The sequence below is a fragment of the Streptococcus sanguinis SK1 = NCTC 7863 genome (assembly GCF_000194945.1).
Classification (GTDB): domain Bacteria; phylum Bacillota; class Bacilli; order Lactobacillales; family Streptococcaceae; genus Streptococcus; species Streptococcus sanguinis.
In genome coordinates, this window is the sequence record NZ_GL878509.1 from 65,362 (window position 1) to 90,424 (window position 25,063).

Genomic DNA, 25,063 nt, shown 5'->3' on the forward strand with positions numbered 1-25,063 from the left:
GATGCGTTTTATACATATAGTATTATCATATATCTTTTAGGAAATTTTTACAATAGATTTTACTTAAAAAAACAATTAATTTTTGTAAAAGTAAATAGAGAAAATCTCTTTACGCTTTTTATTGTGAATTTCTTTTAATTAAAAGGCTGATTAGAGCGGCTCTCTTACTTGACTACATTTGCCAAATGTCCTTCTAGAAAACATAAAAAGAACAGCATTAGGCTGCTCCTTTTTATATGATTACAAATCTTCCAAGGCATCTTTCATTTTGTCGAAGAAGCCTTTTTTCTTAGGATTGACCGAGATATTGCCAGCTTCCGCAAATTCTTTGAGGGCCGCTTTTTGACGGTCGTTGAGGCCAGTCGGCGTCACAACATTGACAGTTACATACTGGTCACCCATGCTTCCACCACGCAGACTCGGTGCTCCCTTGCCACGCAGACGGAAACGCTTGCCAGTCTGTGTTCCTTCTGGGATATTCAGCTCCACATCCCCGTGAACAGTTGGAATATCCACACTGTCACCAAGAGCTGCTTGGACAAAGTTGAGATTGAGCTTGTAGTAAATGGTAGAGCCATCTCGCTCAAACTTGTCACTCGGCTCAACTTGGACCACAACATAAAGATCACCATAAGGACCGCCATTAAAGCCTGCTTCACCTTGACCAGACAGACGGACCTGCTGACCAGTTTCCACACCAGCTGGGATTTTTACCTTAACGCTGTGAGCCTGTTTTTCATGACCCGTTCCGTGACAGGTTTCACAAGGACTTTTGATTTCTTTTCCTCGGCCATGACAGACATCACAGGTCACTTGCCGACGCATCATGCCAAGCGGTGTTTGGGTATCAACATTGATGACACCTGAGCCATGGCAGCGACCACAGGTAACAGGGCTAGTTCCTGGCTTAGCACCAGACCCGTCACAGGTACGACAAGTCGCTTCGCGGTTATACTTGATTTCCTTCTCAGCTCCGAAAATCGCTTCTTCAAAGCGGAGATTTACACGATACTGAAGATCATCCCCTTGGCGCGGAGCATTAGGATTACGCGAAGCGCCACCACCAAAGAAGCTGGAGAAGATATCTTCAAAGCCGCCAAAGCCGGAGCCATCAAAGCCACCGAAGCCGCCTGCACCACCGCCAAAGCCACCATTAGCTCCCGCTGCACCGTATTGATCATAGGCTGCCCGCTTTTGCTCGTCGCTCAGCGTTTCATAAGCCTCTTGGACTTCTTTATATTTGTCCTCCGCCCCAGCTTCCTTATTAATGTCGGGGTGGTACTTTTTAGATAATTTCCGATAGGCTCTCTTGATCTCATCCTGAGAAGCATTCTTAGAGACACCTAGACGGTCGTAATATTCTGTATTGTTCATGTAAGATACCAAGACCGTAAAATTCGACTGAAAAATAGGAAATCAGGCGACGGAGCGATGCTCCTAGACAGACTTCTCTCTTTTCCGAGAATTTAGGTCGGGTTCAGTTCCTTTCTTTTATATTGAGTCAGAATTTTTGGAACCCGTGTTCAGTTGCGAACACCCATGTTCCTTTCTTTAAATTTTAGAAAATATTGATCAGAGGGTATTTTCAAATTCATGCTTCATTTCAGCAAACTCTTCTTCTGATAAAGTGAATATCAAGTTCTTTTCTGAATACTGATTCCGTTCTTTAAAATAGTCGTCAGCATTATCTACCAAACCTAGACTAAGAAGCACTTTTCTCGCAAACGCTTGATGGGCAAAACCGATAGCCGTAATGATTTGTTTATCTTGCACAAGGACTTTCAGTTGGAAATTTTCACGTGGAAGAAATTCAAAATAGTCAAAGAAGTTTTGCCATATTCCACCTGTAAATTTCGTGTCCTTCAACAGACCTGCTTTCGCTAATAAAAGAGGCGCTGAAGAAATGGCTGATATTAAGATATCTTGCTCACCAAGGTCCCTCAAAAACGAAATCAATTTCTCATCCTGTAGAGCAGGTCCTATGTTTACCATTCCTGGCAAAATCACACAAGAATACTCTTCTATACAGATTTGATCTAGTGTTTTGGTCGGTTGACAGAGCAAGCCATCCTCAGAGCCCACCATCGAATGATCTGAAGCGACATAATCAATCGTGGCGTCAAAAGACAGAGCTAAAGTACTCGTTAAAGCAGTTATCTCATAAAGAGAAAAATTAGGATAAATCAAACAAAGTACTTTTTTCATACGCAACATCCTCTATTTTACCGAAAAACAGAGGTTGGTTTATCAACCCCTGTGATTGGACTCATTTAACTTAGTACATTTACTAGAATACCTATAGCAATGGGAAATGCCATTAGTTCTAGAAATTTTTGAAGTAAATATTTTGGTTTCATACCCAGTAATGTCTTATCTCCACCTTCTTTAACAGGATAGGCAATAAGAATCAAACTTCCGTAGATAATGACATACCAAAATAACGTTTTCATGATATCTGCTACGTTATCCAAAAATAACTCCTCCTATTTCTCCGTAAACTCACCGTCTACGACATCGTCGCCTGAGTTATCTGCTGCTTGTGCGCCTTCTGCTCCTGCTTGGGCTTGTTGAGCCGCAGCAGCTTGCTCATAGAGTTTCACTGCCAACGCTTGAGCTTTTTCGTTGAGAGCTTCCAATTTCGCTTTCATGTCGTCCAAGTTATTATCTTCTTGCGCTTTCTTAAGTTCATCAAGAGCAGCTTGGGCAGCGTCACGCTCTGCGTCGAAGCCTTTGCCTTCAGTTTCCTTGATAGTCTTTTCAGTCGCAAAGATAGCTTGGTCAACTTCGTTACGAAGATCAACTTCTTCCTTACGTTTCTTATCTGCTTCAGCATTTGCTTCCGCATCCTTCATCATGCGGTCGATTTCTTCGTCAGTAAGGCCGCTGTTAGATTGGATGACAATGTGTTGTTCTTTTTGAGTTCCAAGGTCTTTAGCCTTAACTGATACAATACCGTTCTTATCAATGTCAAAGGTTACTTCGATTTGAGGGATTCCACGAGGAGCAGCTGGAATATCTGTCAATTGGAAACGTCCAAGAGTCTTGTTATCTGCTGCCATTGGGCGTTCACCTTGAAGAACGTGGATATCAACGGCTGGTTGATTGTCTGCTGCAGTAGAGAAGACTTGTGATTTAGAAGTTGGAATCGTTGTGTTGCGGTCGATCAGCTTAGTGAAGACACCACCCATTGTTTCGATACCAAGTGACAATGGTGTTACGTCAAGAAGGACAACGTCTTTGACATCACCAGTGATAACACCACCTTGGATAGCTGCTCCCATAGCAACTACTTCATCAGGGTTCACTGATTTGTTTGGCTCTTTACCAGTTTCAGCCTTAACAGCTTCTACAACAGCTGGAATACGAGTTGAACCACCAACCAAGATTACTTCGTCAATTTCTGACAAGCTCAGACCTGCGTCAGAAAGAGCACGACGAACTGGTTCTTTAGTGCGCTCTACCAAGTCACGAGTCAAATCGTCGAATTTAGCACGAGTCAGAGTCATTTCCAAGTGGAGAGGTCCAGCGTCGCCAGCTGTGATAAACGGCAAGCTGATTTGAGTAGAAGTCACACCTGAAAGGTCTTTCTTAGCCTTTTCAGCTGCATCTTTCAAACGTTGAAGCGCCATCTTGTCATTTGACAAGTCGATGCCATTTTCTTTCTTGAACTCAGCTACCATGTGGTCGATAATCTTTTGGTCAAAGTCGTCACCACCGAGTTTGTTGTCACCAGCAGTTGCCAGTACATCAAAGACACCATCACCCAACTCAAGAATTGAAACGTCGAAGGTACCACCACCCAAGTCAAAGACCAAGATTTTTTCTTCTTTATCTTGTTTGTCAAGACCATAAGCAAGGGCTGCTGCAGTTGGTTCGTTGACAATACGTTCTACTTCAAGACCAGCGATTTTACCAGCGTCTTTAGTCGCTTGACGTTGTGCATCGTTAAAGTAAGCTGGTACTGTGATAACTGCTTTGCTTACTTTTTCACCAAGGTACTCTTCTGCATAGCCTTTCAAGTATTGCAGAATCATAGCTGAGATTTCTTGCGGAGTGTATTCTTTGCCATTGGCAGCTACTTTTTCAGATGTTCCCATTTTTGATTTGATGGAAATGATTGTATCTGGATTTGTCACTGCTTGACGTTTTGCCGCATCACCAACGATGATTTCACCATTTTTGAATGACACTACAGATGGTGTTGTACGGTTTCCTTCTGGGTTTGCAATGATTTTGCTCTCAGTTCCTTCAAGAACTGCAACTGCTGAGTTTGTTGTACCTAAGTCAATACCGATAATTTTAGACATGTGTTTTTCTCCTTAAATTTTATATTCTATTTTCTTTTTGATACTCTTATTAGGCTGCGCCACCGTCAGAGTTTGACTTTATCAATCTCTTTGACTAAACTTTGAGCCTAAGGTCTCAAAGTTTGCGCGAATAGCGCCACGGCGAAGAGTATCGTCTTTGGTTCGTTCGCTCATTAAAAGCAAAGCTAAACGAATGTTTTCTTTCTTCATAGTTTATTGTCGTTTCGGACAAGATTTTTCAAGTTTTCTAGCCTAGTTATAGACCACTACCATTGCTGGGCGCAAAATACGATCATGAAGTTTGTAGCCTTTTTGGAAGACCTGCGCAATAGTGTCAGCTGGGTGCTCATCGTCGGCTGGAACTGTTTGAATGGCCATGTGATAGTTATGGTCAAAAGTTCCGTCAGCTGGGATTTCTTCGATGCCCTCTTCTTTGAGAGCATGAATCAAGCTTTCCTGCACCATTTCCAGTCCTTTTTTGACATCATCTGTCAGACCTTCAACGGCAAGCGCGCGCTCCAGATTATCTATCGAAGGCAAGATAGCTTTTGCCAAGTCCTGGCTGCGGTACCTTTGCAGCTGCTGGCGTTCTTCATTTGCTCGGCGCTGGATGTTCTGCATTTCTGCATGAGCACGGAGATATTTGTTTTCAAAATCTTCTGCCCGCTCATTAGCTAGTTCTAATTCTGATTTTTCAGGGCTTGCTGATTCAGCTTGCTCAGCTGTTTCTACAGCTTCCTCTTTTACTTCTACATCTTCTGGATGTTCTTCTTGTTTATGTTTTGCCACAAGGCACCTCCTTTTTAGGAATATTTATACTATATTTAGTGGACTTCGTAGTGATTACTGCTAAGGTATCGATAGAAGTCGGTCAGTTTCATGGTCAGCACGCGGTTGACGACATTCATCTGACTGACCAGCCGTTGGTAATCAAGATTGACCGGACCGACAACTGCCAGCACCCCAAAGCCTCGATAAGGAATCAGGAATTTGCTGGAAATTAGTGTCAAATCAACCAAACAGCTTTCTCTACTGTCTGCCACGCGCACGCTTTGCATCTGATCTTCGGCCAAACTGTCGCGAATCTCAAAAGCTACTTTCTGCGGGTCATCAAAAAACTGATAGGCCGTCAGGTCTGAGAATTCCAAGAGCTGAACCTTGCCAGACAGAATCACATTTTCCTTGAAAATATCACCAAAGATATGCTCAAAAAGCTGAATGACATTGTCCGTCGTAGTGAAATAGCGTTGGATAATCTGCGGAATTTCCGTTCGAATCTTGTAATGGATGTCCAGCACTGTCTGTCCCAAGAACCGCTCCCTTACTAGGCCTTTAAGCCTGTCCAGATCTTCTCTTAGGAAGTTGCGCGGAATCATAAACTGACTGGTAATGGTATTGGACTCATCCAAGGTGAAGACCGCCAGAGCCGTGTGCTGACTGAGCACAACGATGTCAAAAGCTGTCAAACGCTGCCGACTGGGTTCTACATCCAGTGCAACAACCGTGCATCCACTGAGCTTGGTCAAAAGGTCTGCTGCCTGTTGAAGAATGTCCTCCAAGTTGAAAAACTCATGGTCAAAGGCTTTGATAACCTCATAAAGTTCATTCTCAGCGAGACGATCAAAGGACAGAGAATGCTTGACAAAGTACTGAAAACCAGCCACGCTAGGCTTACGGCCGCTGGACGTATGCGCCTTTTCCAGAAGCCCCTGCTTTTCCAAAGCTGCCATATCGTTTCGGATAGTAGCACTACTGGAATTGATGGAATCCTGCAGGGCTTTGGAGCCGACCGGCTCGTGAGTCTTAGTAAAGATATCAATAATCAAATTCAAAATCTCATTTTGACGCTCCGTGACCACGGCATCACCTCCAATCAAGATTCTGCTGTCAATTAGCACTCAATCACCTCGAGTGCTAACTCATGATTCTATTATACACTCTTCTACTCCAAAGTCAAGACAAAAACTCAAAAAATTAGCACTCTTTTTACAAGAGTGCTAAAAATCAGTCTAGCGACCTAGATTAGTCGTCCAAGATTTGCAAACGGCGCATCAAATAGAAAGAAATTCCTGTAAAAAGAAGCAGCCAAAGTAGCAGAGCCAAAAATTCTCCGCTCCATAAATGGAAATGAGACCAATCTTTCATATAACTAGTAAAGAGGCCCATAAAGCTATAACGCAGCACCTTAAATAAATCCTCGCTCATATTTGAAAACATAGGAATAAATGCCGCCAAGAGCATGGCTGGAACACTAAGAGATTGTGCCATGACCTGATTTTTACAAAACAGACCAACCATTAAAAAGAAGAAAATTAAGACCAGCATGGTCAATAAGAGTACCAAACTATAGCTAAATACATGATTAGAAAGCTTAGCTCCTACCAAAAGTGGGGTAATGACGATATAAAAGCTCCCAATAATCGCTGGCCAGATTAAGGCGGAGAGAATGTATTGACCCGCTGTCACACCAGCCAAGCGCAAACTTTGCAAATTATGTTTTTCTCTTTCCTCAGCTAGGATGATGATGATAGGTGTCCCAACTGACATGGCTAGAGAGAAAGGCAGAGAGATCGTAAGCAACATAATAGCTAGTTTATCCACTCCAATTTCCTTACCTACTCCATTCAGAGAAAAAATAAATTTATAGAGAAAAACAAGGAAAATCGGCATAAAAACCTGCAATAGAATACTTTTATTAGCTAGTGTCACTTGACCTCTCAGCCAAATCATACCTTTGAATTTATTAGACATTTAAGGTACCTCCTGTCAACGTGATAAAAACATCTTCCAAAGTTGGTTCGCAGGAATGAATACTGATAACGTTGGACAAATCCAAACCACCTTGCAGTTCATCAAAGGTAACTGTCTTCGTCGTCAAATCTTCATATTCTAAACGAACCTTCTTATCTGTATTATACTTTTGGATTATCTCATGCGGACTGCCCACTTCGACTAATTTTCCTTTACTTAGCAAGGCCAAGCGATCACACAAGAGGGTAGCTTCTTGCATATCATGAGTCGTCAAAAAAATAGTTGTCCCCTGAGCTTTTAGTTCTAGCAGTAGTTCATGAATGGTGCGAGAGGTTGACGGATCCAAACCACTGGTTGGCTCATCCAAGAAGAGCAATTTAGGTCGATTAATCAAGGCGCGAACCAGTAACATGCGCTGCTTCATACCGGTAGATAGTTTTTCAGCCACCTTGTTGCGGCTATCATAGAGTCCCACTTTCCGGAGAAGTTCATCGACTTCTGTCATCTTAACACCAAAGAGCATAGCATAGGCCTTGAGATTCTTATAAAGTGACATCTTTTCATAAAAACCACTGCCATCGCTGACAATCCCAATCTGCTCCAGGACTTCTACCTTTAAATCCTCAACCGGTGCAGACAGCACATGAGCTGTCCCAGCATCTGCAGACAACTGACCAGTCAAAATATTGATAGTCGTGGTTTTACCAGATCCAGATGGTCCTAGGAAGCCAAAAATCTCTCCCTCTTGGATGGAAAAATCGATTCCTGCCAAGGCTTCTTGTTCCTTGAATTTCTTTTTCAAGCCTTGCACTTCAATAATGGTCTTTTTCATTGTTTTCCTCGCTTTCACAACAGTATTTAACAAAACTGCAATCAATCTTTCAGTTCCTGCCTCATTTTCCAAAAACGCAAGGCAATATGGACCAGTTGACAGAACAGAATGAGCAATATGACACAGTCTATTGCTAAGATTGATTTGAATAATAGACTTGCTTTCAAACTTTTCTGGGAAATATCTAGAATGAGATAGGTAGTGACACACAAAACCATGATGGCCGGCAAAAATCGCCATACAAGTAAACGCTTGACCATTTCTAGCTTAGACCATGCGTCATTATAGATTTCAAGATCGCTGTCTGCATCAAGCTGAGAAAACGGCTTGCGGAAATAAGAAAATTGATTAAAGTTTGCAATATGCTCCCAGCCACAATCCTCAAACAGTTGATAATAGGATTCTTGCTCCGCCTTCTTTATGGGGCGAAAATCTAATTGATAGGCCACGTCCTGAGGCGGACAGGATTCAAATGTATAACGAACCGCAACAAGAAAGGGAGAATAACTTACTTTTTTCAATTTCCAGCCTTGGCTGTGCATTTGTTTAAAATAAGCTGCTTCTCTGTCATAGTCTGCAATGGTAAAGATTTTATAGACAATTTTCTTTTCCATCAAACTTCCTCCTTACTATTGCGGTAAAGGCGCTCAATCCGCTGGATTTCCAACTCTAAAATCTGCTTCCCAAGCTCCGTGATAGAATAGAGCTTTCTCTTTTCTTCCTCACGAACAAAGGCAATCAGACCATCTTTTCCCATCTTTGCCAAGGTTCCGTACATGGTTCCAGGGCTGATAGATAGCTGTCCTTCTGTCAGATCCTTGACTTTTTGAGTAATACTGTAGCCATGCCTTTCTTTCTGAAGACAGAAGAGGATATAAAAACCTGTCTCTGTCATTGGCACATAGACTCTCCTAAGCTTTTCTGTCAGTCCACTCATCTTTTTATCTCACTTTCACCTCGATATATCGAACCTTGATATAAAAATTATATCGCAGTTCGATATAGTTGTCAAGGATTTATAAATATTTTTTTACAAAAAGTAATTCATTTTTATCTATCAATACTTGCAGCTGATTTGATCAGAAGCTAAAAGGATTAGAGACCTGCATCCTGATAAATCAGCATAAAAAAAGCCAGGAACACCTGACTTACTTATTTATTTTCCTGCTTCCTTGAGCAGGGCGATGTATTCTTCCAGAACCAGATTGTGCTTCTGCATATACTGGGCATTCTCCACACCGACATAGCGGTAATGCCAATTCTCAAAGTCAACTCCGGTAATATCACTCTTGCCATCCGGATAGCGAAGGACAAAACCATACTGGGGAGCTAGCTCCGCAATCTTGGCAGCCAATTCATCCTCCTGACCTTCTGGTGCGCTCATATCAATAGCCAAGCCCGTTTGATGCTCGCTGGCTCCTGGAAGCTGCACCTGCTTCAGCACGATGCTGACTGCTTCTTCATTTGACAAGCCTTTGGCGACTTCCCCAGCAACTTTTTCGTTATAGAGCTCCTCCTGCTCCGCTCGGCTGCGATAGCCAGAGATTAGAGTTTCTTCAGGAGCTATCGCCTGGGCTGCTGCTAGGAATTGCCGAGTATTTTCAGCAATGCGGCTGTCCACCTGCACCTCTCCAATCTGAGTCAGTTCAGGTGTCTTTTCTTCTTGCTGGTTGTCTCGATTGACCAATATCAAATTCCAATCAGTAGAAGAAACCTTGGGCAAATCAGACTGCGAGCTCTCTGAGCCAGAAGAGCCTTTCGTAGCAGAACTGCTAGATGAACCCGAAAACTGAATCTTTGCAAGCAGATCTTGTAACAAGGACGGACGGAAATAAATCACCGTCCCTCCAGCTACTAGACACAAGACGATTAACAATAAAAACGTTAACCCAATCTTCTTAGACTTCGATTTTCTCTTTTCTTTGCGATGTTTAGCGCGCTTCAACTTCTTCCTCCATTACTTTGGCACCGGCCTCTCGATAAGACATGTCTCCGACGCAAGCTACTGTGAATTTACCGTCTTCATAGTCTACAACCGTCACACTGCCATTGTCCAAACCATGAGGCCGAGTTCGATTGATTAGATAGACAAAGGTTCCGATGGTCATGCCGTGGCTGACTACAAGAGCATTGCCACCACCAGTAGCTTCCAACTCCTCAGCTATGGCTGAAAAGCCTTCCCAAATTCGGCCGCTAAGCTTTTCCCAATTTTCTGCCCAGCCTGCTGTATCGACTTCTACAAGGCCTTCTGCCAACTCAGCATAGCTAAGCTGATGAACATGCTCAATATTGAAAACCCGGGGCATCACACCCATAAAGAGCTCTCCATCATAACCACCATCAAAACTGCCAAAGCACCATTCGCGAATCCGTTTGTCAAAGGTATAAGGAATCTGATCTGTCAGGCCCAGTTCCTCTAGAATAATGCCCATGGTCTGAATAGTCCGGCCGCTGTCGCTGGAGCGGGCCAATTTGAAATCAAGTCCAGCTTCTCTCAAGCCAATGCCCAACTCATGAATGCCACGTTCCCCAACTTCAGTCAAAGGGGTATCAGACCAGCCTTGAGCTCGACCGATAGTATTAAACATGGTTTTGCCATGACGAACCAAGTATAATCTTGTTTTTGCCATTTCATTTCCTCCGTTGTTCTTTTCACATTATACCATTTTATGAAGAAATTGGCGCCATCTGGCTTTCAAAGCAAAAAGCAGGAGTCTCAAAACTCCCGCTCATTCTTGATTTTCTCGGTCCAATATAGCTGCGCCGATCTGACGGTAAGACACATCGCCCAGAGCTTGAATGCTGAAGCGACCATTTTCATACTCCAACACTGTGACACTGCCATTGTCGACATTAGGATTTTTCGTGATATTCTCATCAACCAGATAAGCCAAAGTACCAATGGTCATGCTGTGGCTGACGACCAGAGCATTGCCACCGCCAGAGGACTCCACCTCTCTAGCAATGGCTTCAAATCCTTCTAAAATCCGACCGCTAAGCTTGTCCCAAGGCTCAGCCCAGCCAGCCGAATCCACTTCTACCAGACCATTCGCCAAATCCGGCCAACTGAGCTCTTTGTAATTATCTGTCTCAAGAACTCGTGGGATAACGCCATGAAAGAGCTCACCCCCATAGGCACCATCAAAACTTCCGAAACACCACTCCCGGATGCGCTTGTCATAGCGATAGGGAATCTGGCCAGTCAAACCCAGCTCCTCTAGGATAATCCCCATGGTCTGAATGGTCCTGCCGCTATCACTGGAAAAAGCCTTGATAAAAGGCAAGCCAGACTCTCGCAATCCGATACCCAGCTCACGAATACCGCGCTCGCCTTCGGCAGTCAGCGGCGTATCAGACCAGCCCTGTGCCCGGCCGATAGTATTAAACATGGTCTTGCCATGACGGATAACATAGAGTCTTGTTTTGGACATAGTTTACCTCTTTTATTTTTGTTTGTTGTAGTAAATTTTGAAAAAGGCCTTCGAATTCTTTAGGATAAAGAAGAGGGAGAAGTCAGTTCTCCGCTATGATGGACAGCGGCTCACCGTGAAGCCGGCATCTAATCAACTATAGAGACTTAATATGAACTTTGACGGCACTGACACACCCAAGAATAATGTACAGATAATGGAGCCAATAATTAAGACCAAACTGTCCGGATAAAGCGGCTTTATTAATAGCGATAACGGCTTGCAAAATATGGCCTTCCCCCTGATAAAAAGAATTAGCATAACCGATTTGAACAGCTAAAAAGCTCATCGTTAAAGTAAAAAAGAAACTTGCCACAATGCCTAAAACAGAAATCCCTTTTACAAACTTTTCATAGCAAGCAATGCTAAATAGCAGTGTAAAACCTGATATGAAGCCCATGGCCAAGGATGCACCTGTCAGGAAGAAGACAAGGCATGCACCAAACAAACTAGTCAAGAAAGCCCCGACAATCCCCAGGAAATAATGTATTTTCTGCGGACTTTGATGAGGAAGGGAGCGCTTTGTCACCTTATCCTGTGAGATGGAAATCATTCGCTCATAGCTAGATGGCGTGAGATAGAGCCAATCTCCTTTGAACTGATACAGGTCCACATCTCCAGTTTCACCGGTTTTCTCACAGGCGCTGACCAGCCCTTGTTCCTCAAAGTAGCGGGTGCAATCTTCGATAGCCTCCTCCAAAATATCCGGCAGCAAATCTCGGTCTTGATTAGCCAAAATCTGACAGGCTAGGCTATAGCCAGCTCTCTCAAAATCAATCAAGACCTCGGAATCGTTGATCAGAGCTTCTAAGGTATCTCGACCAATATAACCCTGCTCACATCTGACTGAAAAGAAAATCGCAAATTCATCGCCATCTGTTATGGTCTCTAGATAAAAAGCATAATCTCTTCTACAGCCATATATAATTCCGCTCTCTTTATCAAAATCCAAACCTAAATCAAGGGCCAGCTCAGCTAGCTCTCTTTTATTCATAACCTAAACAATCTCCTTATAATCTCCTACATTTCAAGCATCCAGCTAGACTCAATCCCGCAAACCCCTACTCGGAAACTGAATAGCTGTCCTTTATAATGCTTTCTTAAAAGCTGTTTCAAATCTAGCTTTTTAATTTTTAAAGCTGTGAATAGGCGCTGGAATTTGACCGCCCCGCGCGATAAAGGCTGCTGACGAAGCCTGATTGACCTTCATGACCGGAGCTGTTCCCAAGAGCCCGCCAAATTCAATCATATCACCTTCCTTGCCCTTCGGAATAATCCGCACAGCTGTCGTCTTCTGATTGATAACGCCAATCGCTGCCTCATCCGCAATCATGGCTGCGATGGTTTCAGCTGGTGTCGTCTCTGGAATGGCAATCATATCCAAACCTACCGAGCAGATAGCTGTCATAGCTTCTAGCTTTTCTAGATTGAGCGAGCCGTTTTGCACAGCCGCAATCATTCCCTCGTCTTCTGAAACAGGAATGAAAGCACCAGATAGACCACCAACCTGATTGCAGGCCATAACACCGCCTTTTTTGACTTGGTCATTGAGTAAGGCAAGCGCCGCCGTCGTACCATGAGTACCGACTGTTTCTAAGCCCATTTCTTCTAAGACACGGGCCACTGAATCCCCGACCGCCGGTGTTGGAGCCAGACTCAAGTCAACAATCCCGAACTTGACGCCCAGACGCTGGCTGGCCATCTGACCGACTAACTGACCGATACGGGTGATTTTGAAGGCTGTTTTCTTGACTGTTTCAGCCACCACGTCAAAGCTCTCACCACGGACCTTTTCCAGAGCTCGCTTGACAACACCCGGCCCAGAAACACCGACATTGATGACCACATCTGCTTCACCGACACCATGGAAGGCGCCCGCCATGAAAGGATTATCCTCCACCGCATTGGCAAAGACGACTAGCTTGGCCGCACCCATGTCAGAAAGCTGGGCCGTTTCCTTGATAATCCGCCCCATATCCGCAACCGCCGTCATGTTAATACCTGTCTTGGTCGAGCCGATATTGACAGAGGAGCAGACCTTATCCGTCTCAGCCAAAGCACGTGGAATAGAATTAATGAGGATTTCATCCCCTTTTTGATAGCCCTTTTGAACCAAGGCAGAGAAACCACCGATAAAGTCAACACCGATTTCCTTGGCTGCCTTGTCTAAAGCCTTGGCCAACGGAACATAGTCACTGCTGTCTGTCGCTGCCCCAATCAGAGAAATCGGAGTCACTGAGACCCGCTTATTGACGATGGGAATCCCAAGCTCTGCAGCAATTTCATCCCCAACTGCCACCAGGTCTTTCGCTTTGGTCGTGATTTTTTGGTAAATCTTCTCCGCTGCCCGTTCAATATCTGTGTCGATACAGTCTAAGAGTGAAATGCCCATGGTGATGGTCCGAATATCAAAATTCTGCTCCTCAATCATGGCAATGGTTTCTGTTACTTGTCTAATATCCATCCTTCACTCCTTAGATATTGTACATGGCATCAAAAATAGCTGCGCTTTGAATGTTGATTTTGACATTGAGCTCTTGTCCGAAAGCTTCAAACTCATTGCGAAGGGCCGTAAAATCTTGCTTTTCATCACTTGATACCAAGGCCATCATGGTAAAATATTCCTCCAAAACGGTTTGGGAAATATCGTCAATATTCAGCCCCAGCTCCGCAATTTTAGTGGAAACTCCGGCTACAATCCCTGTTTTATCTTTTCCGACAACGGTAATAATTGCTTTCATGCTTGGCTCCAATCATTTTTAGTTTGTCTCATTGTAGCATAAATTCGAGGATTTTGTATACTATTTCAGAAAATAAAGACAGAAGGTTCGGATATTGCAAATAGCGCTCGAAACAAGGAAAATTCTCCTACGCTCAGCAATTCATCTGAGAGACCATTTTGGGCAACTTTGTATGTTTTTTCTATTTTCATTTGAAAGCGCTTTCGATATTTGTTATACTAAATATAGAATATTTTACACAAAGGAGATTTCCTAATGAACGATTCATACAAGAAGCGTCTCTATACTCAGGTCTTGAGTTTATCAGCCGCTGTATTGATGGCTGTCTTAGCTCAGGGCAAGGCCGCAGCTGACCAGCAGAACAGCACTGAGTCACAGCCAGCCGCCAATCAGATAGAGGCTGTAACTCCTGCGACAGAAGCTGCTCCAAATCAGACAGGAGAAAAAGAGCAGGCTCCTGCTCCTGCAGCGGACAATCCAGCTGTCTCTGCAGCAGCTCAAACAAGAGCAGCTGCTTCTGAAGAAGCCAAGACACAGCTAGCTGACAGCACTGTCTATATGTCCGAGCCTGCAGAGCTCAAGGAAACCGTCCAAGGACAGGCTTCTCAGGCGGGCAAACTGACCTGGACTCTGGACAATAAACCGATTGCCGACTGGAAAACCTGGAACATGGACAGCGGCACCTTTACCGGCCAACCCTTTGTCACAATTGAGGAAAAGGCTGACGGGAACAATCTTCATCTGAATCTGCAGTTTCAAAAGCTTTTCGGAGACGATCTCAGCCTGCGCTCTCCCCATAATATCCGCCGGACCTATCGAAACTTCATTGGCAGCCATGAACTGATCGGTACGAGCCAGGACTTGAGCTTGACCATTCGCAAAAATATCGTCTTGCGTCCTTATGAAGACTTTCACAGCCATGAAGAGATGCTGGCATCTATCGAAAAGAGCAGACAGGACGCCAAGACCGATCGCTTGGTACAGATTGAGAACATTGGAAAGAGCGCTCAGGGCCGCGATATCAAGCTGGGTATCATCAGTTCTGACCAAAAGAGCATCGACGACTACCTCAGCACAACTAATCCGCAGGCCTTGACCAAACCAGCAGAAATGCTGGCAGCTCTCAAAAATGGCAACTTAGACTATAAACTGCCTGTGCTCATTAACAACACCCACGCCGATGAACAGCCTGCTATTGATATTATCACAGGTCTCTTTAAAACTTTTGCAACTAAAGACCAAGTCAGCTTCAAAACAACCGCTGCCGATGGTTCTGAAAAACTTGTCACTCTCAAAATCCAAGATTTACTGAAGAAGTTTATCTTTCTCTTTGACTTTACGGAGAATCCTGACGGCGATGTCCTCAACACTCGGGCTCTGGCCAATGGACTTGACCCTAACCGTGATACTGGCTACCAAGCCAATCCTGAAACCCGTACTGTTGCTGGATTGATTAACAAATGGAACCCAATTGCCCTCTATGATATCCACGGATTTGTCAAGGAATTCCTGATTGAGCCGGCAACCCCGCCTCACGATCCTAACTTTGAATATGACCTTTTAGCTGACCTCATGCTGGACAATGCCCATCATATGGGACGGGCCGGCGTTGCCAACTCTGGCTACGACAAATACATCATTCCAAAACTGGACTGGGGAGACGGATGGGACGATTCCTTCTCCGGCTACACAGCGGTTTATTCTATGTACCATGGCATCCTGGGACATACCATCGAAATTCCGGAGGGCAATCAAGAGTCCTACAAGGCTGGATATTATGCAGTTCTAGGAGGCCTTGACTATCTAGCTCAGAACCCAGATAAACTCATGGAGATGCGTCTCAACTTCTACCTGCGCGGCATCAATAAAGTCGAAGATCCTAAGGCAGAAAATGAACTCGTCGGACCTGATGGTCAGGTCGTAGGCCGGATTAAAAAAGGCCAGGAAAAATTCTTCCCAGACTACTATGTCATCCCAATGGGAGTGGACAAGGACAACGATACCCAAGAAGCCTTTAATATGATTGACTATTTCAAGCGCAACGGTGTCCTGGTCAAAGAACTCAAGGAAGACAGCGGCAACTATAAAAAAGGCGATTTGGTTGTCGATATGGCGCAGGCTAAGCGTGGCTATGCCAACCATGTCCTCTACAAAGGCTCAAATGAATCCAAGTGGGCTGCCATGTATGCGGAATTGGTCGTCAATTTCCCTGATATGAAAGGATTCAAAGCCCAGCCAGTCTTTGGCGACAAGCTCTTTGAAGGCAAGTTAGGCGACGTGACAGCTCTCCGTGCTGCACGTACCAGTCAGGTTGATTATAAAGCGCCTTATTACGTCATTGCCAATACGTCTGAAAGTGCCGTTAAGGCCGTCAATCAAGCTCTTGCAGAAGGCAAAAAGGTCTATCTGACAGACGACGGCTATATTGTTGATACGCCGACCTTTACCAGCCTTCTGGATCACTATGCCATTTACGGTGATGCTCTCTATAAGATTCCACAGGGACCAACTCTGAAGCCTCTCAAGGTCTACGCACCGCCACATCAGTTTTACTGGGCAGGTATGGACTCGCCAGCTCACACTGCTTTAGCTCTGAAAAATATGGGCTTTGAAATCGTTGACAGCCCAGAAGAAGCGGACGTCATCGTCCTTGAAAGCAACAACTATGACAAGTCTCTTGTCGGACTTAAGCCAACCATCGTCGTCGGAGGCTCTGCTATGCAGCGCTTGGAAAAACTAGGAATCCTAGATGGATTTGACGCTGAGCGCTTCAAGAACGGCAGTGACTACGAGGGCTTGATGAAGGCCATTATACAAGACCAAGACCCGCTGACCAGCGGCTACAAGAAGGATGGACTCTTTTACTCCAACTCTGGTAACTGGATTGCTAAGATTCCTGCCAATTTTAGGACTCTTGCCAGCATTGCCGGAAGTGACTTCTATATCGCTGGCTGGTGGCCTGGCAATGAACAGCTGGCCAACAAAGTCGTAGCAATTGCCGGTACTTATAAAGAACAGCCTCTCTTTGTCTATGCTGGCAATCCGACTAACCGCCTTCACCCTGTTCATTTCTACCGCTGGATTTCCAATGCTATCTTTGGCAGCCAGTTGGCCGAGCTGACTGACTTGTCAAGTCCTGCGACACCTGACCCAACCTACCAAGCTCCAAGTCAGACTGTCCTTGACTGGAAGCCTGCTACAGTGAATCCACCAGCTCAAACGGTAGTCCTGACCTACAAGAGTCAGACTCTGCCAGAGACCGGAAACCAAGAAACAAGTGCTAGCTTCGCGCTAGCTGGACTTCTGGTTGCAGGAGCAGCTGGACTCTTCCTCTTAAAGAAAAAAGAAGACTAATACTAAAAAACACACTTCCCAAACTAGATGGGAGGTGTGTTTTTGTATATAAGCTCTGCTATTTTTCAACATAGGTATGAAGCGGATAGGTCGGATAGGCCAAGTCACGCGCCAACTCTGAAGTTACATAACCTGCTGGTGCATCTAGCACAGAAGGGATTCGATTGACGATAGTGGCACAGGTCAAGGCGACGGTATCAGGCTTGCTGACTGAGAAGACTAGATTTGGCTCACCAGTAATTTCCCAATCACACATATCTCCGTCATTTTCACGATAGACCTTGCCAATACACTCTACTTCCAACTCAATTCCCTGATGGGTATGAATGGTTGTCACAGCTGACATACCCGTTACTTGCCCCGCCGGAACTGTGCGACCCAGCGTTTCAGAATAAACATCTTCATCCAAAATATAAGGCACGCTCTTTTGCGAAATATCCTGAATAGTCCAGTTCATCTTAGAGCAAATAGCTTCAGCAGCATTCCACATATAGGACGGCAGGCTCTCAGCACTGGCAATTTCCTTTTCAAATCGCTCTGAATCGTAACCAGCACCATGCGCTTCTGCCAAAGCCAGACCATAATCTTCCACATTATAGCTGACAACCCCTTTCACCTTTTGAATGCGATTAAGGCCAGCCATAGCCAAGCAAGGCATATTAATCCAGTAAATATCCTGCATACCAGATCCCATTACAGTGACACCATATTCTTTCGCCAGCTTGTCCAAGCGGTTTGTTTCAGATGGCGACGTCGTCCAAGGGTAGATAGCTTCCTCACAGGTCGTGATGATATTCACCCCATGCTTGATAGCTGTTTCAAAAAAATCATACATTTCCGGCATATAGGAAGCAATGGTGACAATGGCAATGTCTGCGTCACACTCTCCAAAGACATGTTCAGCATTATCAGAAATCAGGACACCAGTCTTATGGCCTAGCTCTGCAAAATCACCAACATCCTGTCCTACTACAGCAGGATTGTTATCAATAGCTCCGACGATTTCCACACCGTGATCCAGTAGGTACTTGAAAATCACTTTAGACATCTTACCGCAGCCATATTGGACAGCACGAATTTTTATATTTCTCATAGCAAACCCTCCATTAATTGTTATTATTTTCACAATTATAGTATAATATCTCTAGTAACTAGAGAGTCAATAGAGGGTTTTAAAAAATGAAAAAAATTTTGCGTATTGGAGAATTTTCCCACATAAACCAGATTTCCATCCAAACTCTAAGATTCTATGACCAAATCGGTCTTTTAAAACCCTATAAAGTCGATCCAGAAACCAACTATCGCTACTACCACATCAATCAATCTTCTCTGGTTGACTCCATTCAGTACCTGCGTCAACTGAATTTTTCTCTAGAAGACATTAAAGAAATCCTATCTGAGAAAGACCATTTTCAACTGCACCAGCTTATCGAGGAGCGCTATCAGCGCCTTCTAGAGGAAAAAGAGAATTTAGAAAAACAAATCCAAGAAATCGAAATCTTTCGGTCTGGTGCCCGTATCTATGGCGAAAAACAGAGCGAGCAAGAACTAGAAATCCAAACTTTTCCTGAACGGCAGCTGCTTACTTTTGAAATCGATCAAAATATTTATCAAATGAAAAGTGAGGAATACGAACTTGCTCTCCGCTGCTTCAAACAAGAAATCCTGCGTTACAGTCCTTTTTTCACTCATTTCAGCCGTGTTGGCTCCATTATGAAACAAGAAGATTTCCAAAAAGAAAGATGGATTTCCAAACAACTCTGTCTCTTCCATCATACTCCCAATGAACTCCCTCACTTAAATCGAATATTGCTGCCGGCAGGAACTTATGCTGTTGCTTACTGCTCTTCCTTTGCAGATGAACTTAAAGCCCTGCCGCATTTTCACCAAGCTCTTATCCAAGCTGGATATACTCCTGTGGGCGATTATATCTGCGAGGTCATTCATGAACAACCACAAATCCAGGAACAGCACCGCGATATGTTCATCCGGATGCAAGTTCGGATAGAGGATTAAGAAAGGAGGAAAGAGGATGTAGCGAAATTTCTTACCAAATACTGGAGCATGCTCAGCTAGAAACGAATCATTTCGCAAGCCATAATTATATCAAAAAAGGACGGGAAAACACCCATCCTTTTTATGTGCCAATAACCATTGCTTGGCATCTTAGTCTCCTTGTTTCTTCCTTCCAGCTAGAAGACCCATTCCCAGAAAAGCTAAACCAGCCAGAGGCAAAAACTTATCTTCTTGAGTGCCAGTCTTAGGCAGAGCTGAGTCGGGAGCTGGCTGCAATCTTGGCGTCGGAATAACTTTTCCTTTCTCACCTTGCTTCAGAGCTTGTGGCTGGGTCCTTGTCAAAGGCTGTTTAGCACTTTCAGCCACCACCTTGCTGCCAACTTCTACTAGTTCGTCAACTGCTAGAGAGAGCACTTCCTGACCGAGGATGGTTCGCTGACCGTTCAAGACTTCTACAAAGACTCGCTTTTGACCTTTTTGGCCGGCTACAAGTATCCGCCGCTGCCCTCTTTCCAGTTCTGGATTTTCCTGTTCTTGAGTCTGATATGCAATCTCTTCCATTACGACTTCTAAGAACGGCTTTTCTTCCACTAGGTCCTTTATCCCTTCTTCCGGAGTGACCTGATGACTTGGCTTCAGAGCTAGGGCTGCAAGAGCTGTCTTCAGATCCTGCTCTGCTCTATCTAAATCTGCCTGCTCCGCTTTTTCATTTGCCAAAAGAGATTGAGCTCGAGCCAAGGCTGACTGGTAAGCCTGAACTGTCTCATCTGTGTAGAGGCTCGGATCTAGACTAGATGTACTGTCTACCACTTTCTGCAGAGAAGTCTTATTAACCGCTGGCGCATGAAGATTGGTCACAAAGAAATTGCGCGCTTCCAAATCTCCATCCCAAAGCCCCAGACCGACGTAGGCATCATTATAATAAGGCTCAACCGTATCAAATTGGTGGTTCAGGTATTCTACACCGTCCACAGATACACTGACACCATTTTTAGTTTTCACTAGCTTAACATGGTGGAACTGGCCGTCATTAAGATGCTTGCCATTCATGCTACTTTCTGCAATCGTTTCTCCCATAAAGCGGTAAAGTCGAATCTTATCATTATCGCCAAATTGAATAGAATAAGCATTGCGAGGGTCAACATTTTCAGACGCATAGAAGATGTTAATCAAGCCTTTTTGATACTTGAGATCCACATCCAAGTTATACTCAGGGAAAGGTATCTTCTGACCTCCCATATAATAATCATTGGCGCTGGTATTCTGATTATAGAGGCTTTCACCGTCAACATACCATTTACCGGAAACAGCTTTTAGATCTGGAACATTGGTCTTAAAGTCATTACGGCTGATATTGATAGTGAAGACCTTGGAAAGGCTTGGATTTTCCTTAGAGGCCGCCGTTACCTTAACCACACCCCTTTGCAGAGCAATCACTCGCAGCTTATTGCCTTCTTCCGTGACAGAGACCAGGTCTGGCTGATCCACACTCCAGCTGACCGCTTGAGAGACACTTGCTGGCATGACATATGCTTTCAAATCCAAACTATCACCGACATAAATATTATTTGTTACAGGAGAAGCCTGCACCAGTTCCAGTGGTTTGGTCACTGCCTGCTTGTCTTTCCAGATGCCCTTCAGCGGATAAAGAGCAATGTCAGCCTTAGCAGCACCACCTTCTACAAAAACACTAGCCGCAAGGCTATTTGGCGCAGGGAAAATCTGATTGGCACCCGCCACAGTATATCCTTTTGCAAAGACTTCTAGGCTGGAACGATCCACATAGAGATGCAGATCTATGCTGCCATCCGCATTGCGTTTGACGGACTGACTATCCACCTGAACAAATTTATTACTGAGAATAATGCCGGACCGGCTGCGGTCAATAGAGAGAGTTTCCTTTTCTAAATCATAGATAACTCTAGTCACTTCTCCATCCCCAACCCGCAGGTTAAAACCGACTTTCTTGGTCGTTTCACTCGGCCGGAAAGTAGAGACAATTTCATACTGAACACCGGAAAAATCTTTCAACAGCCCATTCTTCTCACTAACTTCTACGTCTTTATACAATACAGCCTTGTCTTCCTGACGCAGAGACTGATAAGCTGTAATTGGTGTCTGAGTCAGCCGATAACTACCGTCTTGCTTGATAAGGCCTAGTTTGAGGTTAAGGTTGAAGGTGCCGTTAAACTTCTGACCGACGGTATCGGCTACCAGATTGCAGTAGTCTTCCCAGGTATTCATCCAGTTAGACTCAATAATGTCGGGCAGGGTTGGATTAGCCTTGCTGCCAAAGTCCTGAACGTAGTAAGTCATGGCCGCATAAGAGTCTTTACCAAAGTTCATGACCTGATCAGCCTGAACAAACTCAGCATCTGGGACGAAGGTCCACTTGCCCTCCACCTGTCTAAAATCACCGACCTTATAGGAGCGCCCGCCACGAGACAGGACCCATTTTAGGCTACCATCGTCTGCCAGTAGAGGATAGAGATCTGGGCACTCCGTATGGAGATCCGCATAAGTTGACTCGACCTTCCAATTACGCAGATTATCAGACGAATAAATTCTCAGCGGTCCGCCTGCAACGACCATAAACCATTTACCCTCCCAACGGAAGACCTTGGGGTCACGGAAATCCTGAGATTGCAGTGGATCATCCGTCCAGTCAGCTGCAATTTGATTAAGCTTCGTCCAAGTCCGGCCCTCATCCTTACTGTAGGCTAGCTTAATGCGCTGACCGTTTCCGTCGGCAGTAATCAGTGCGACTAAACCGCCCTGGTCATTGTCAAATAAACCAGAGGAATTGGTTGTATCTGCTACAATAGAGCCTGAGAACATAGCCCCATTAGCATCCGGATAAAAGGCAATCGGCTGTTCTTCCCAATGAATCAAATCCTTGCTGGTCGCATGGCTCCAGTGCATAGGCCCCCACTTGGTATCGTCATAAAACTGATAGAAGAAATGATAGACTCCCTTGTAATAAACCAGCCCGTTGGGATCATTGGCCCAACCGTCCTTGACCGAATAATGATACTGACCGCGATAGAGCTCATTGTAGTATACCTCATCTGCCTGCCGACGATGGACATTGAGCCGGTAAGTCAGGCTGACCTCCTGCCCATCCGCATCCGTCACAGTACTGGTCACAGTCAGATAGTTTGCCCCCACTGCCAGCGGGATACTCTTCAAATCACTATAAACCCTACCCGCAGCATCGGTCACGCTTACCTTGGCAGCAGGATTTTTCGCTACGACAGTCAAGTCTACAGTCTCAGCATCATGCTTGACATACTGGATAGTGATAGGAGCAGTAAACTGACCTTTCTGCTCCACTTTCCCAACCGAAGAAGTCACACTTATATCCTCCAACTCGGGATTAGACTGAGGAGTGATTTCTTTATAAAAGGTATTTTGAAAAAGCAGCTCGCTATTCCAGTTAAGTAAGCCAAAATAACCTTCTGACAGATAAGTATTCTGCCCCTTATCATCTCTCTGGAGCGTGTAATCTCCTGAGCTGGCCACTAGGATATCATTGACATAGTAGGATACCCAAGAGCCGATAGAAACAACCTTGAGCCGATATTTATTATCATCCGTTGGCTCGATATGTTTTTCATTGATAAACTGATAGTCCCGACCGCCTTGCCAACGCCAAAACTTCACATTGTTGCTGCCACCATCAATATTAACTGCATAGCTGCTCTTGTCATCCGGATTATTATTACTGCGGAAAATGAGGGCTGCCGCCCCTTCCTTACTGAGGAAGGTTACATCCGTTGAGTAAACAAAATCCTTGCCCTGACTTTGAGAGTAAAGGAAACTATCACCTTTGCCTCTGGCATCACTATAAAGTCCTTGCTCCCGGACTTCCCAAACTCCATTTTTGTCTCCCTTGGCTTCTGCCAAATTAGTATTGAAGCCTGACTGTTTATCTACAGTCTCTGCGGCAGGGAGTTTTTCCGAAACAACTTCCTTCGCTGCTGTCTGTTCGTCTTCTTCCTGCTTGGTCTCTCTAGCATTTGCTGTGACTTGATCTTCCTTATCAGCCTTTTGATTAGCTGACTCTACTGCTGCATCCTGACTACCCACTTCCGTCGTTGCAGTCTCCCCGGCTACAGAGTTTTCTACCTTATCGGCATTCATTGTAAGAGCAGCTGTTTGCCCACTCTCAGGCTCCGAGACAGCTGATGAGTCAGTCTGCAAGACCTGAGCAGGAGCTGGATTAGCCTTACCCTCATCCGCATAAACCACTCCGCCGCCATCTAACAAGAAAGCCCCAAAAGCAAGCAGAGCACACCCAAAAACCCAACGCTTGCCACTTTTTCTCATAAACCAATTTTTACACACTTTTTCCTGATGATTGTTCATGACACACCTCAATATTCTAAAAATAAAATCAGACTCCTCACAACCAAATTACTGCTACATAACGCACTCCTTTCACCTTTTCTTGTTCAAAATGAACACCTCGTTTAGCACCTAACTCCTTTATAAAAAAGAAGCAATCTCAATAATCTAAATATAACAAATTTTTGTAAGCGCTTCACCTAACGTTTGTCACAAAAACAAAATGACAGATGTCATATTTTGGAAACGAAGTAAAAACAAAAAGCCTCCAAAACGGAAAGCTTTTGTTTGTTTTAAATTTATTCTGAATAGGATGCTGCCAGCTCGTTCTTTAGATATTCTGCCAAGTGCTGATGAGCAAAAATTCCTGCTTTTTCTTCTGCTGTCGGATTATAGTTGGTATTAGTGTTCACATCATAGACATAAATCTGACCTGCCTCCGACTCTACCCACTCAATAGCTGCCACATCAATACCAGCTTGAGCTAGAAATGTCTCGTAAGCCTGTCTTTGACTAGCAGGCAGTGGCTCCGTGATTTGAAACTTATCCGATGTTTCCAACTGAGCAGGTCTTTGTCCAATCTGACACCCATCTGCCGGGCAAAGCTGAAAGCCTTCTGATGAATCGATGGACACTGTATAAAGAAACTTCTGGTTAATGAACTCCGAACGACGAATGCGACCATCCGCAGGCTTGATATAGGCCTGAAGCAGGGTAATCCCATCCACAGAAGGTTCAAAAGCAGGACTGTCTACATAGGCTTCCAACTCTTCCTCACTATTGAAGAGCTGCACTCCCAAACCTTTCCCAGCCCGATTATGTTTGGTAATCAGAGGATAAATATTAAGCTTTCTAGCTGCCTCAAGAATATTCTCCTGTCCCAAAACGGCTACTGTATCCGGATAAGCAATTCCAACTTCAGAAAGCTTCAAATACTGTTTAATTTTGCTGATTTCCAGATTAATAGCCCCACTTCCGTTGATGACCTTGCGACCGTGAGCTTCCAGCCAAGCTAGAACTTGTTCTGTAAATTCCGGTGCATAGCGGTGTCCACGCGTATGAGAAGAAGCAGACATCCGATTGTAGAAAATTCCTGTTGGGGGCGGACTCTGCAGATCTAGGATCCCGCTGGACAAATCCCACAGTTCATAGGGCACATCTTTTTCCTCCAGCCACTTGACCAAGTGCTGCGTCCACTCCAAATTTTCATGAATAACGTATACTTTTGCTTGACTCATAAGTCTT

The 25,063-nt window shown here is 44.6% G+C and carries 21 protein-coding genes; 2 read left to right on the forward strand and 19 right to left on the reverse strand.

Annotated features, from left to right (window positions below; all coding sequences use genetic code 11):
- Positions 1 to 240: 240 nt before the first annotated feature.
- The 16 genes from dnaJ to HMPREF9378_RS03355 form a co-directional block, all read right to left on the reverse strand.
- Complete coding sequence (dnaJ, locus tag HMPREF9378_RS03430; protein ID WP_002905343.1) at positions 241 to 1,374, reverse strand: molecular chaperone DnaJ; 1,134 nt, start codon at positions 1,372 to 1,374, stop codon at positions 241 to 243.
- Positions 1,375 to 1,572: 198 nt separating this feature from the next.
- Positions 1,573 to 2,205, reverse strand: a complete 633-nt coding sequence (locus HMPREF9378_RS03425) for a DJ-1/PfpI family protein (protein ID WP_002914000.1) — start codon at positions 2,203 to 2,205, stop codon at positions 1,573 to 1,575.
- 65 nt (positions 2,206 to 2,270) lie between these two features.
- Positions 2,271 to 2,471 carry a hypothetical protein gene (locus tag HMPREF9378_RS03420; RefSeq protein WP_023917214.1) on the reverse strand — a complete coding sequence of 67 codons (201 nt, stop codon included), beginning with the start codon at positions 2,469 to 2,471 and terminating at the stop codon, positions 2,271 to 2,273.
- A 12-nt stretch (positions 2,472 to 2,483) separates the two neighbouring features.
- Positions 2,484 to 4,307, reverse strand: a complete 1,824-nt coding sequence (gene dnaK, locus HMPREF9378_RS03415; protein ID WP_002914005.1) for a molecular chaperone DnaK — start codon at positions 4,305 to 4,307, stop codon at positions 2,484 to 2,486.
- Positions 4,308 to 4,559: 252 nt separating this feature from the next.
- Positions 4,560 to 5,096, reverse strand: a complete 537-nt coding sequence (gene grpE, locus HMPREF9378_RS03410; RefSeq protein WP_002902359.1) for a nucleotide exchange factor GrpE — start codon at positions 5,094 to 5,096, stop codon at positions 4,560 to 4,562.
- Positions 5,097 to 5,131: 35 nt separating this feature from the next.
- Entirely contained in the window at positions 5,132 to 6,166 is a 1,035-nt protein-coding gene (gene hrcA, locus HMPREF9378_RS03405) for a heat-inducible transcriptional repressor HrcA (protein WP_032909614.1), read from the reverse strand.
- Between the two features lie 163 nt (positions 6,167 to 6,329).
- Positions 6,330 to 7,058: an ABC transporter permease gene (locus tag HMPREF9378_RS03400; RefSeq protein ID WP_002902356.1), complete on the reverse strand. Its 729-nt coding sequence runs from the start codon at positions 7,056 to 7,058 to the stop codon at positions 6,330 to 6,332.
- Entirely contained in the window at positions 7,051 to 7,890 is an 840-nt protein-coding gene (locus HMPREF9378_RS03395) for an ABC transporter ATP-binding protein (protein WP_032909071.1), read from the reverse strand. The genes HMPREF9378_RS03400 and HMPREF9378_RS03395 overlap by 8 nt, the downstream gene beginning before the upstream one ends.
- 41 nt (positions 7,891 to 7,931) lie before the next feature.
- A complete protein-coding gene (locus HMPREF9378_RS03390) occupies positions 7,932 to 8,504 on the reverse strand; it encodes a DUF2812 domain-containing protein (protein WP_002914006.1) in 573 nt (190 codons plus the stop codon).
- On the reverse strand, positions 8,504 to 8,827 hold the full coding sequence (locus HMPREF9378_RS03385; protein ID WP_002914007.1) for a PadR family transcriptional regulator: 324 nt from the start codon (positions 8,825 to 8,827) through the stop codon (positions 8,504 to 8,506). The genes HMPREF9378_RS03390 and HMPREF9378_RS03385 overlap by 1 nt, the downstream gene beginning before the upstream one ends.
- Before the next feature lie 219 nt (positions 8,828 to 9,046).
- Positions 9,047 to 9,835, reverse strand: coding sequence for a M15 family metallopeptidase (locus tag HMPREF9378_RS03380; RefSeq protein WP_002902349.1), 789 nt, complete (start codon positions 9,833 to 9,835; stop codon positions 9,047 to 9,049).
- Positions 9,822 to 10,520: a histidine phosphatase family protein gene (locus HMPREF9378_RS03375; RefSeq protein ID WP_002914008.1), complete on the reverse strand. Its 699-nt coding sequence runs from the start codon at positions 10,518 to 10,520 to the stop codon at positions 9,822 to 9,824. The genes HMPREF9378_RS03380 and HMPREF9378_RS03375 overlap by 14 nt, the downstream gene beginning before the upstream one ends.
- Before the next feature lie 99 nt (positions 10,521 to 10,619).
- Positions 10,620 to 11,321, reverse strand: a complete 702-nt coding sequence (locus HMPREF9378_RS03370) for a histidine phosphatase family protein (RefSeq protein WP_002902348.1) — start codon at positions 11,319 to 11,321, stop codon at positions 10,620 to 10,622.
- 136 nt (positions 11,322 to 11,457) lie between these two features.
- The gene (locus HMPREF9378_RS03365) at positions 11,458 to 12,354 is read right to left on the reverse strand and encodes a hypothetical protein (RefSeq protein WP_002908012.1); all 897 of its coding nucleotides are present in this window, start codon (positions 12,352 to 12,354) and stop codon (positions 11,458 to 11,460) included.
- 132 nt (positions 12,355 to 12,486) lie between these two features.
- Positions 12,487 to 13,824: a PFL family protein gene (locus HMPREF9378_RS03360; protein ID WP_002902345.1), complete on the reverse strand. Its 1,338-nt coding sequence runs from the start codon at positions 13,822 to 13,824 to the stop codon at positions 12,487 to 12,489.
- Between the two features lie 10 nt (positions 13,825 to 13,834).
- Complete coding sequence (locus HMPREF9378_RS03355) at positions 13,835 to 14,101, reverse strand: ACT domain-containing protein (RefSeq protein WP_002893729.1); 267 nt, start codon at positions 14,099 to 14,101, stop codon at positions 13,835 to 13,837.
- A gap of 255 nt (positions 14,102 to 14,356) precedes the next feature.
- On the opposite strand from HMPREF9378_RS03355, the gene HMPREF9378_RS03350 reads away from it, so the two are divergent.
- On the forward strand, positions 14,357 to 17,455 hold the full coding sequence (locus tag HMPREF9378_RS03350) for an LPXTG-anchored zinc carboxypeptidase (RefSeq protein WP_002914009.1): 3,099 nt from the start codon (positions 14,357 to 14,359) through the stop codon (positions 17,453 to 17,455).
- 58 nt (positions 17,456 to 17,513) lie between these two features.
- Here the strand turns inward: HMPREF9378_RS03350 and HMPREF9378_RS03345 are convergent, their stop codons facing one another.
- On the reverse strand, positions 17,514 to 18,548 hold the full coding sequence (locus HMPREF9378_RS03345; RefSeq protein ID WP_032909487.1) for an NAD(P)H-dependent amine dehydrogenase family protein: 1,035 nt from the start codon (positions 18,546 to 18,548) through the stop codon (positions 17,514 to 17,516).
- 86 nt (positions 18,549 to 18,634) lie between these two features.
- Here HMPREF9378_RS03345 and HMPREF9378_RS03340 point away from each other — a divergent pair, with 86 nt between their 5' ends.
- On the forward strand, positions 18,635 to 19,471 hold the full coding sequence (locus tag HMPREF9378_RS03340; protein ID WP_002902341.1) for a MerR family transcriptional regulator: 837 nt from the start codon (positions 18,635 to 18,637) through the stop codon (positions 19,469 to 19,471).
- A gap of 150 nt (positions 19,472 to 19,621) precedes the next feature.
- Here HMPREF9378_RS03340 and HMPREF9378_RS03335 read toward each other — a convergent pair whose 3' ends face one another.
- Both HMPREF9378_RS03335 and HMPREF9378_RS11630 read right to left on the reverse strand, forming a co-directional pair.
- The gene (locus HMPREF9378_RS03335) at positions 19,622 to 23,839 is read right to left on the reverse strand and encodes a GH32 C-terminal domain-containing protein (RefSeq protein ID WP_002914010.1); all 4,218 of its coding nucleotides are present in this window, start codon (positions 23,837 to 23,839) and stop codon (positions 19,622 to 19,624) included.
- Between the two features lie 278 nt (positions 23,840 to 24,117).
- Positions 24,118 to 25,056: an ATP-grasp domain-containing protein gene (locus HMPREF9378_RS11630; protein WP_002914011.1), complete on the reverse strand. Its 939-nt coding sequence runs from the start codon at positions 25,054 to 25,056 to the stop codon at positions 24,118 to 24,120.
- Positions 25,057 to 25,063: the final 7 nt, after the last annotated feature.

Excerpts from the sequence above, each read along its gene's own strand:
- HMPREF9378_RS03365 (WP_002908012.1), bottom strand. The coding sequence starts at position 12,354 with ATGAATAAAAGAGAGCTAGCTGAGCTGGCCCTTGATTTAGGTTTGGAT.
- HMPREF9378_RS03360 (WP_002902345.1), bottom strand. The coding sequence starts at position 13,824 with ATGGATATTAGACAAGTAACAGAAACCATTGCCATGATTGAGGAGCAG.
- HMPREF9378_RS03335 (WP_002914010.1), bottom strand. The coding sequence starts at position 23,839 with ATGAACAATCATCAGGAAAAAGTGTGTAAAAATTGGTTTATGAGAAAA.
- HMPREF9378_RS03355 (WP_002893729.1), bottom strand. The coding sequence starts at position 14,101 with ATGAAAGCAATTATTACCGTTGTCGGAAAAGATAAAACAGGGATTGTA.
- HMPREF9378_RS03345 (WP_032909487.1), bottom strand. The coding sequence starts at position 18,548 with ATGAGAAATATAAAAATTCGTGCTGTCCAATATGGCTGCGGTAAGATG.
- HMPREF9378_RS03375 (WP_002914008.1), bottom strand. The coding sequence starts at position 10,520 with ATGGCAAAAACAAGATTATACTTGGTTCGTCATGGCAAAACCATGTTT.
- HMPREF9378_RS03340 (WP_002902341.1), top strand. The coding sequence starts at position 18,635 with ATGAAAAAAATTTTGCGTATTGGAGAATTTTCCCACATAAACCAGATT.
- HMPREF9378_RS03395 (WP_032909071.1), bottom strand. The coding sequence starts at position 7,890 with ATGAAAAAGACCATTATTGAAGTGCAAGGCTTGAAAAAGAAATTCAAG.
- HMPREF9378_RS03425 (WP_002914000.1), bottom strand. The coding sequence starts at position 2,205 with ATGAAAAAAGTACTTTGTTTGATTTATCCTAATTTTTCTCTTTATGAG.
- HMPREF9378_RS03390 (WP_002914006.1), bottom strand. The coding sequence starts at position 8,504 with ATGGAAAAGAAAATTGTCTATAAAATCTTTACCATTGCAGACTATGAC.
- HMPREF9378_RS03370 (WP_002902348.1), bottom strand. The coding sequence starts at position 11,321 with ATGTCCAAAACAAGACTCTATGTTATCCGTCATGGCAAGACCATGTTT.
- HMPREF9378_RS03400 (WP_002902356.1), bottom strand. The coding sequence starts at position 7,058 with ATGTCTAATAAATTCAAAGGTATGATTTGGCTGAGAGGTCAAGTGACA.
- HMPREF9378_RS03385 (WP_002914007.1), bottom strand. The coding sequence starts at position 8,827 with ATGAGTGGACTGACAGAAAAGCTTAGGAGAGTCTATGTGCCAATGACA.
- HMPREF9378_RS03350 (WP_002914009.1), top strand. The coding sequence starts at position 14,357 with ATGAACGATTCATACAAGAAGCGTCTCTATACTCAGGTCTTGAGTTTA.
- dnaJ (WP_002905343.1), bottom strand. The coding sequence starts at position 1,374 with ATGAACAATACAGAATATTACGACCGTCTAGGTGTCTCTAAGAATGCT.
- HMPREF9378_RS11630 (WP_002914011.1), bottom strand. The coding sequence starts at position 25,056 with ATGAGTCAAGCAAAAGTATACGTTATTCATGAAAATTTGGAGTGGACG.
- dnaK (WP_002914005.1), bottom strand. The coding sequence starts at position 4,307 with ATGTCTAAAATTATCGGTATTGACTTAGGTACAACAAACTCAGCAGTT.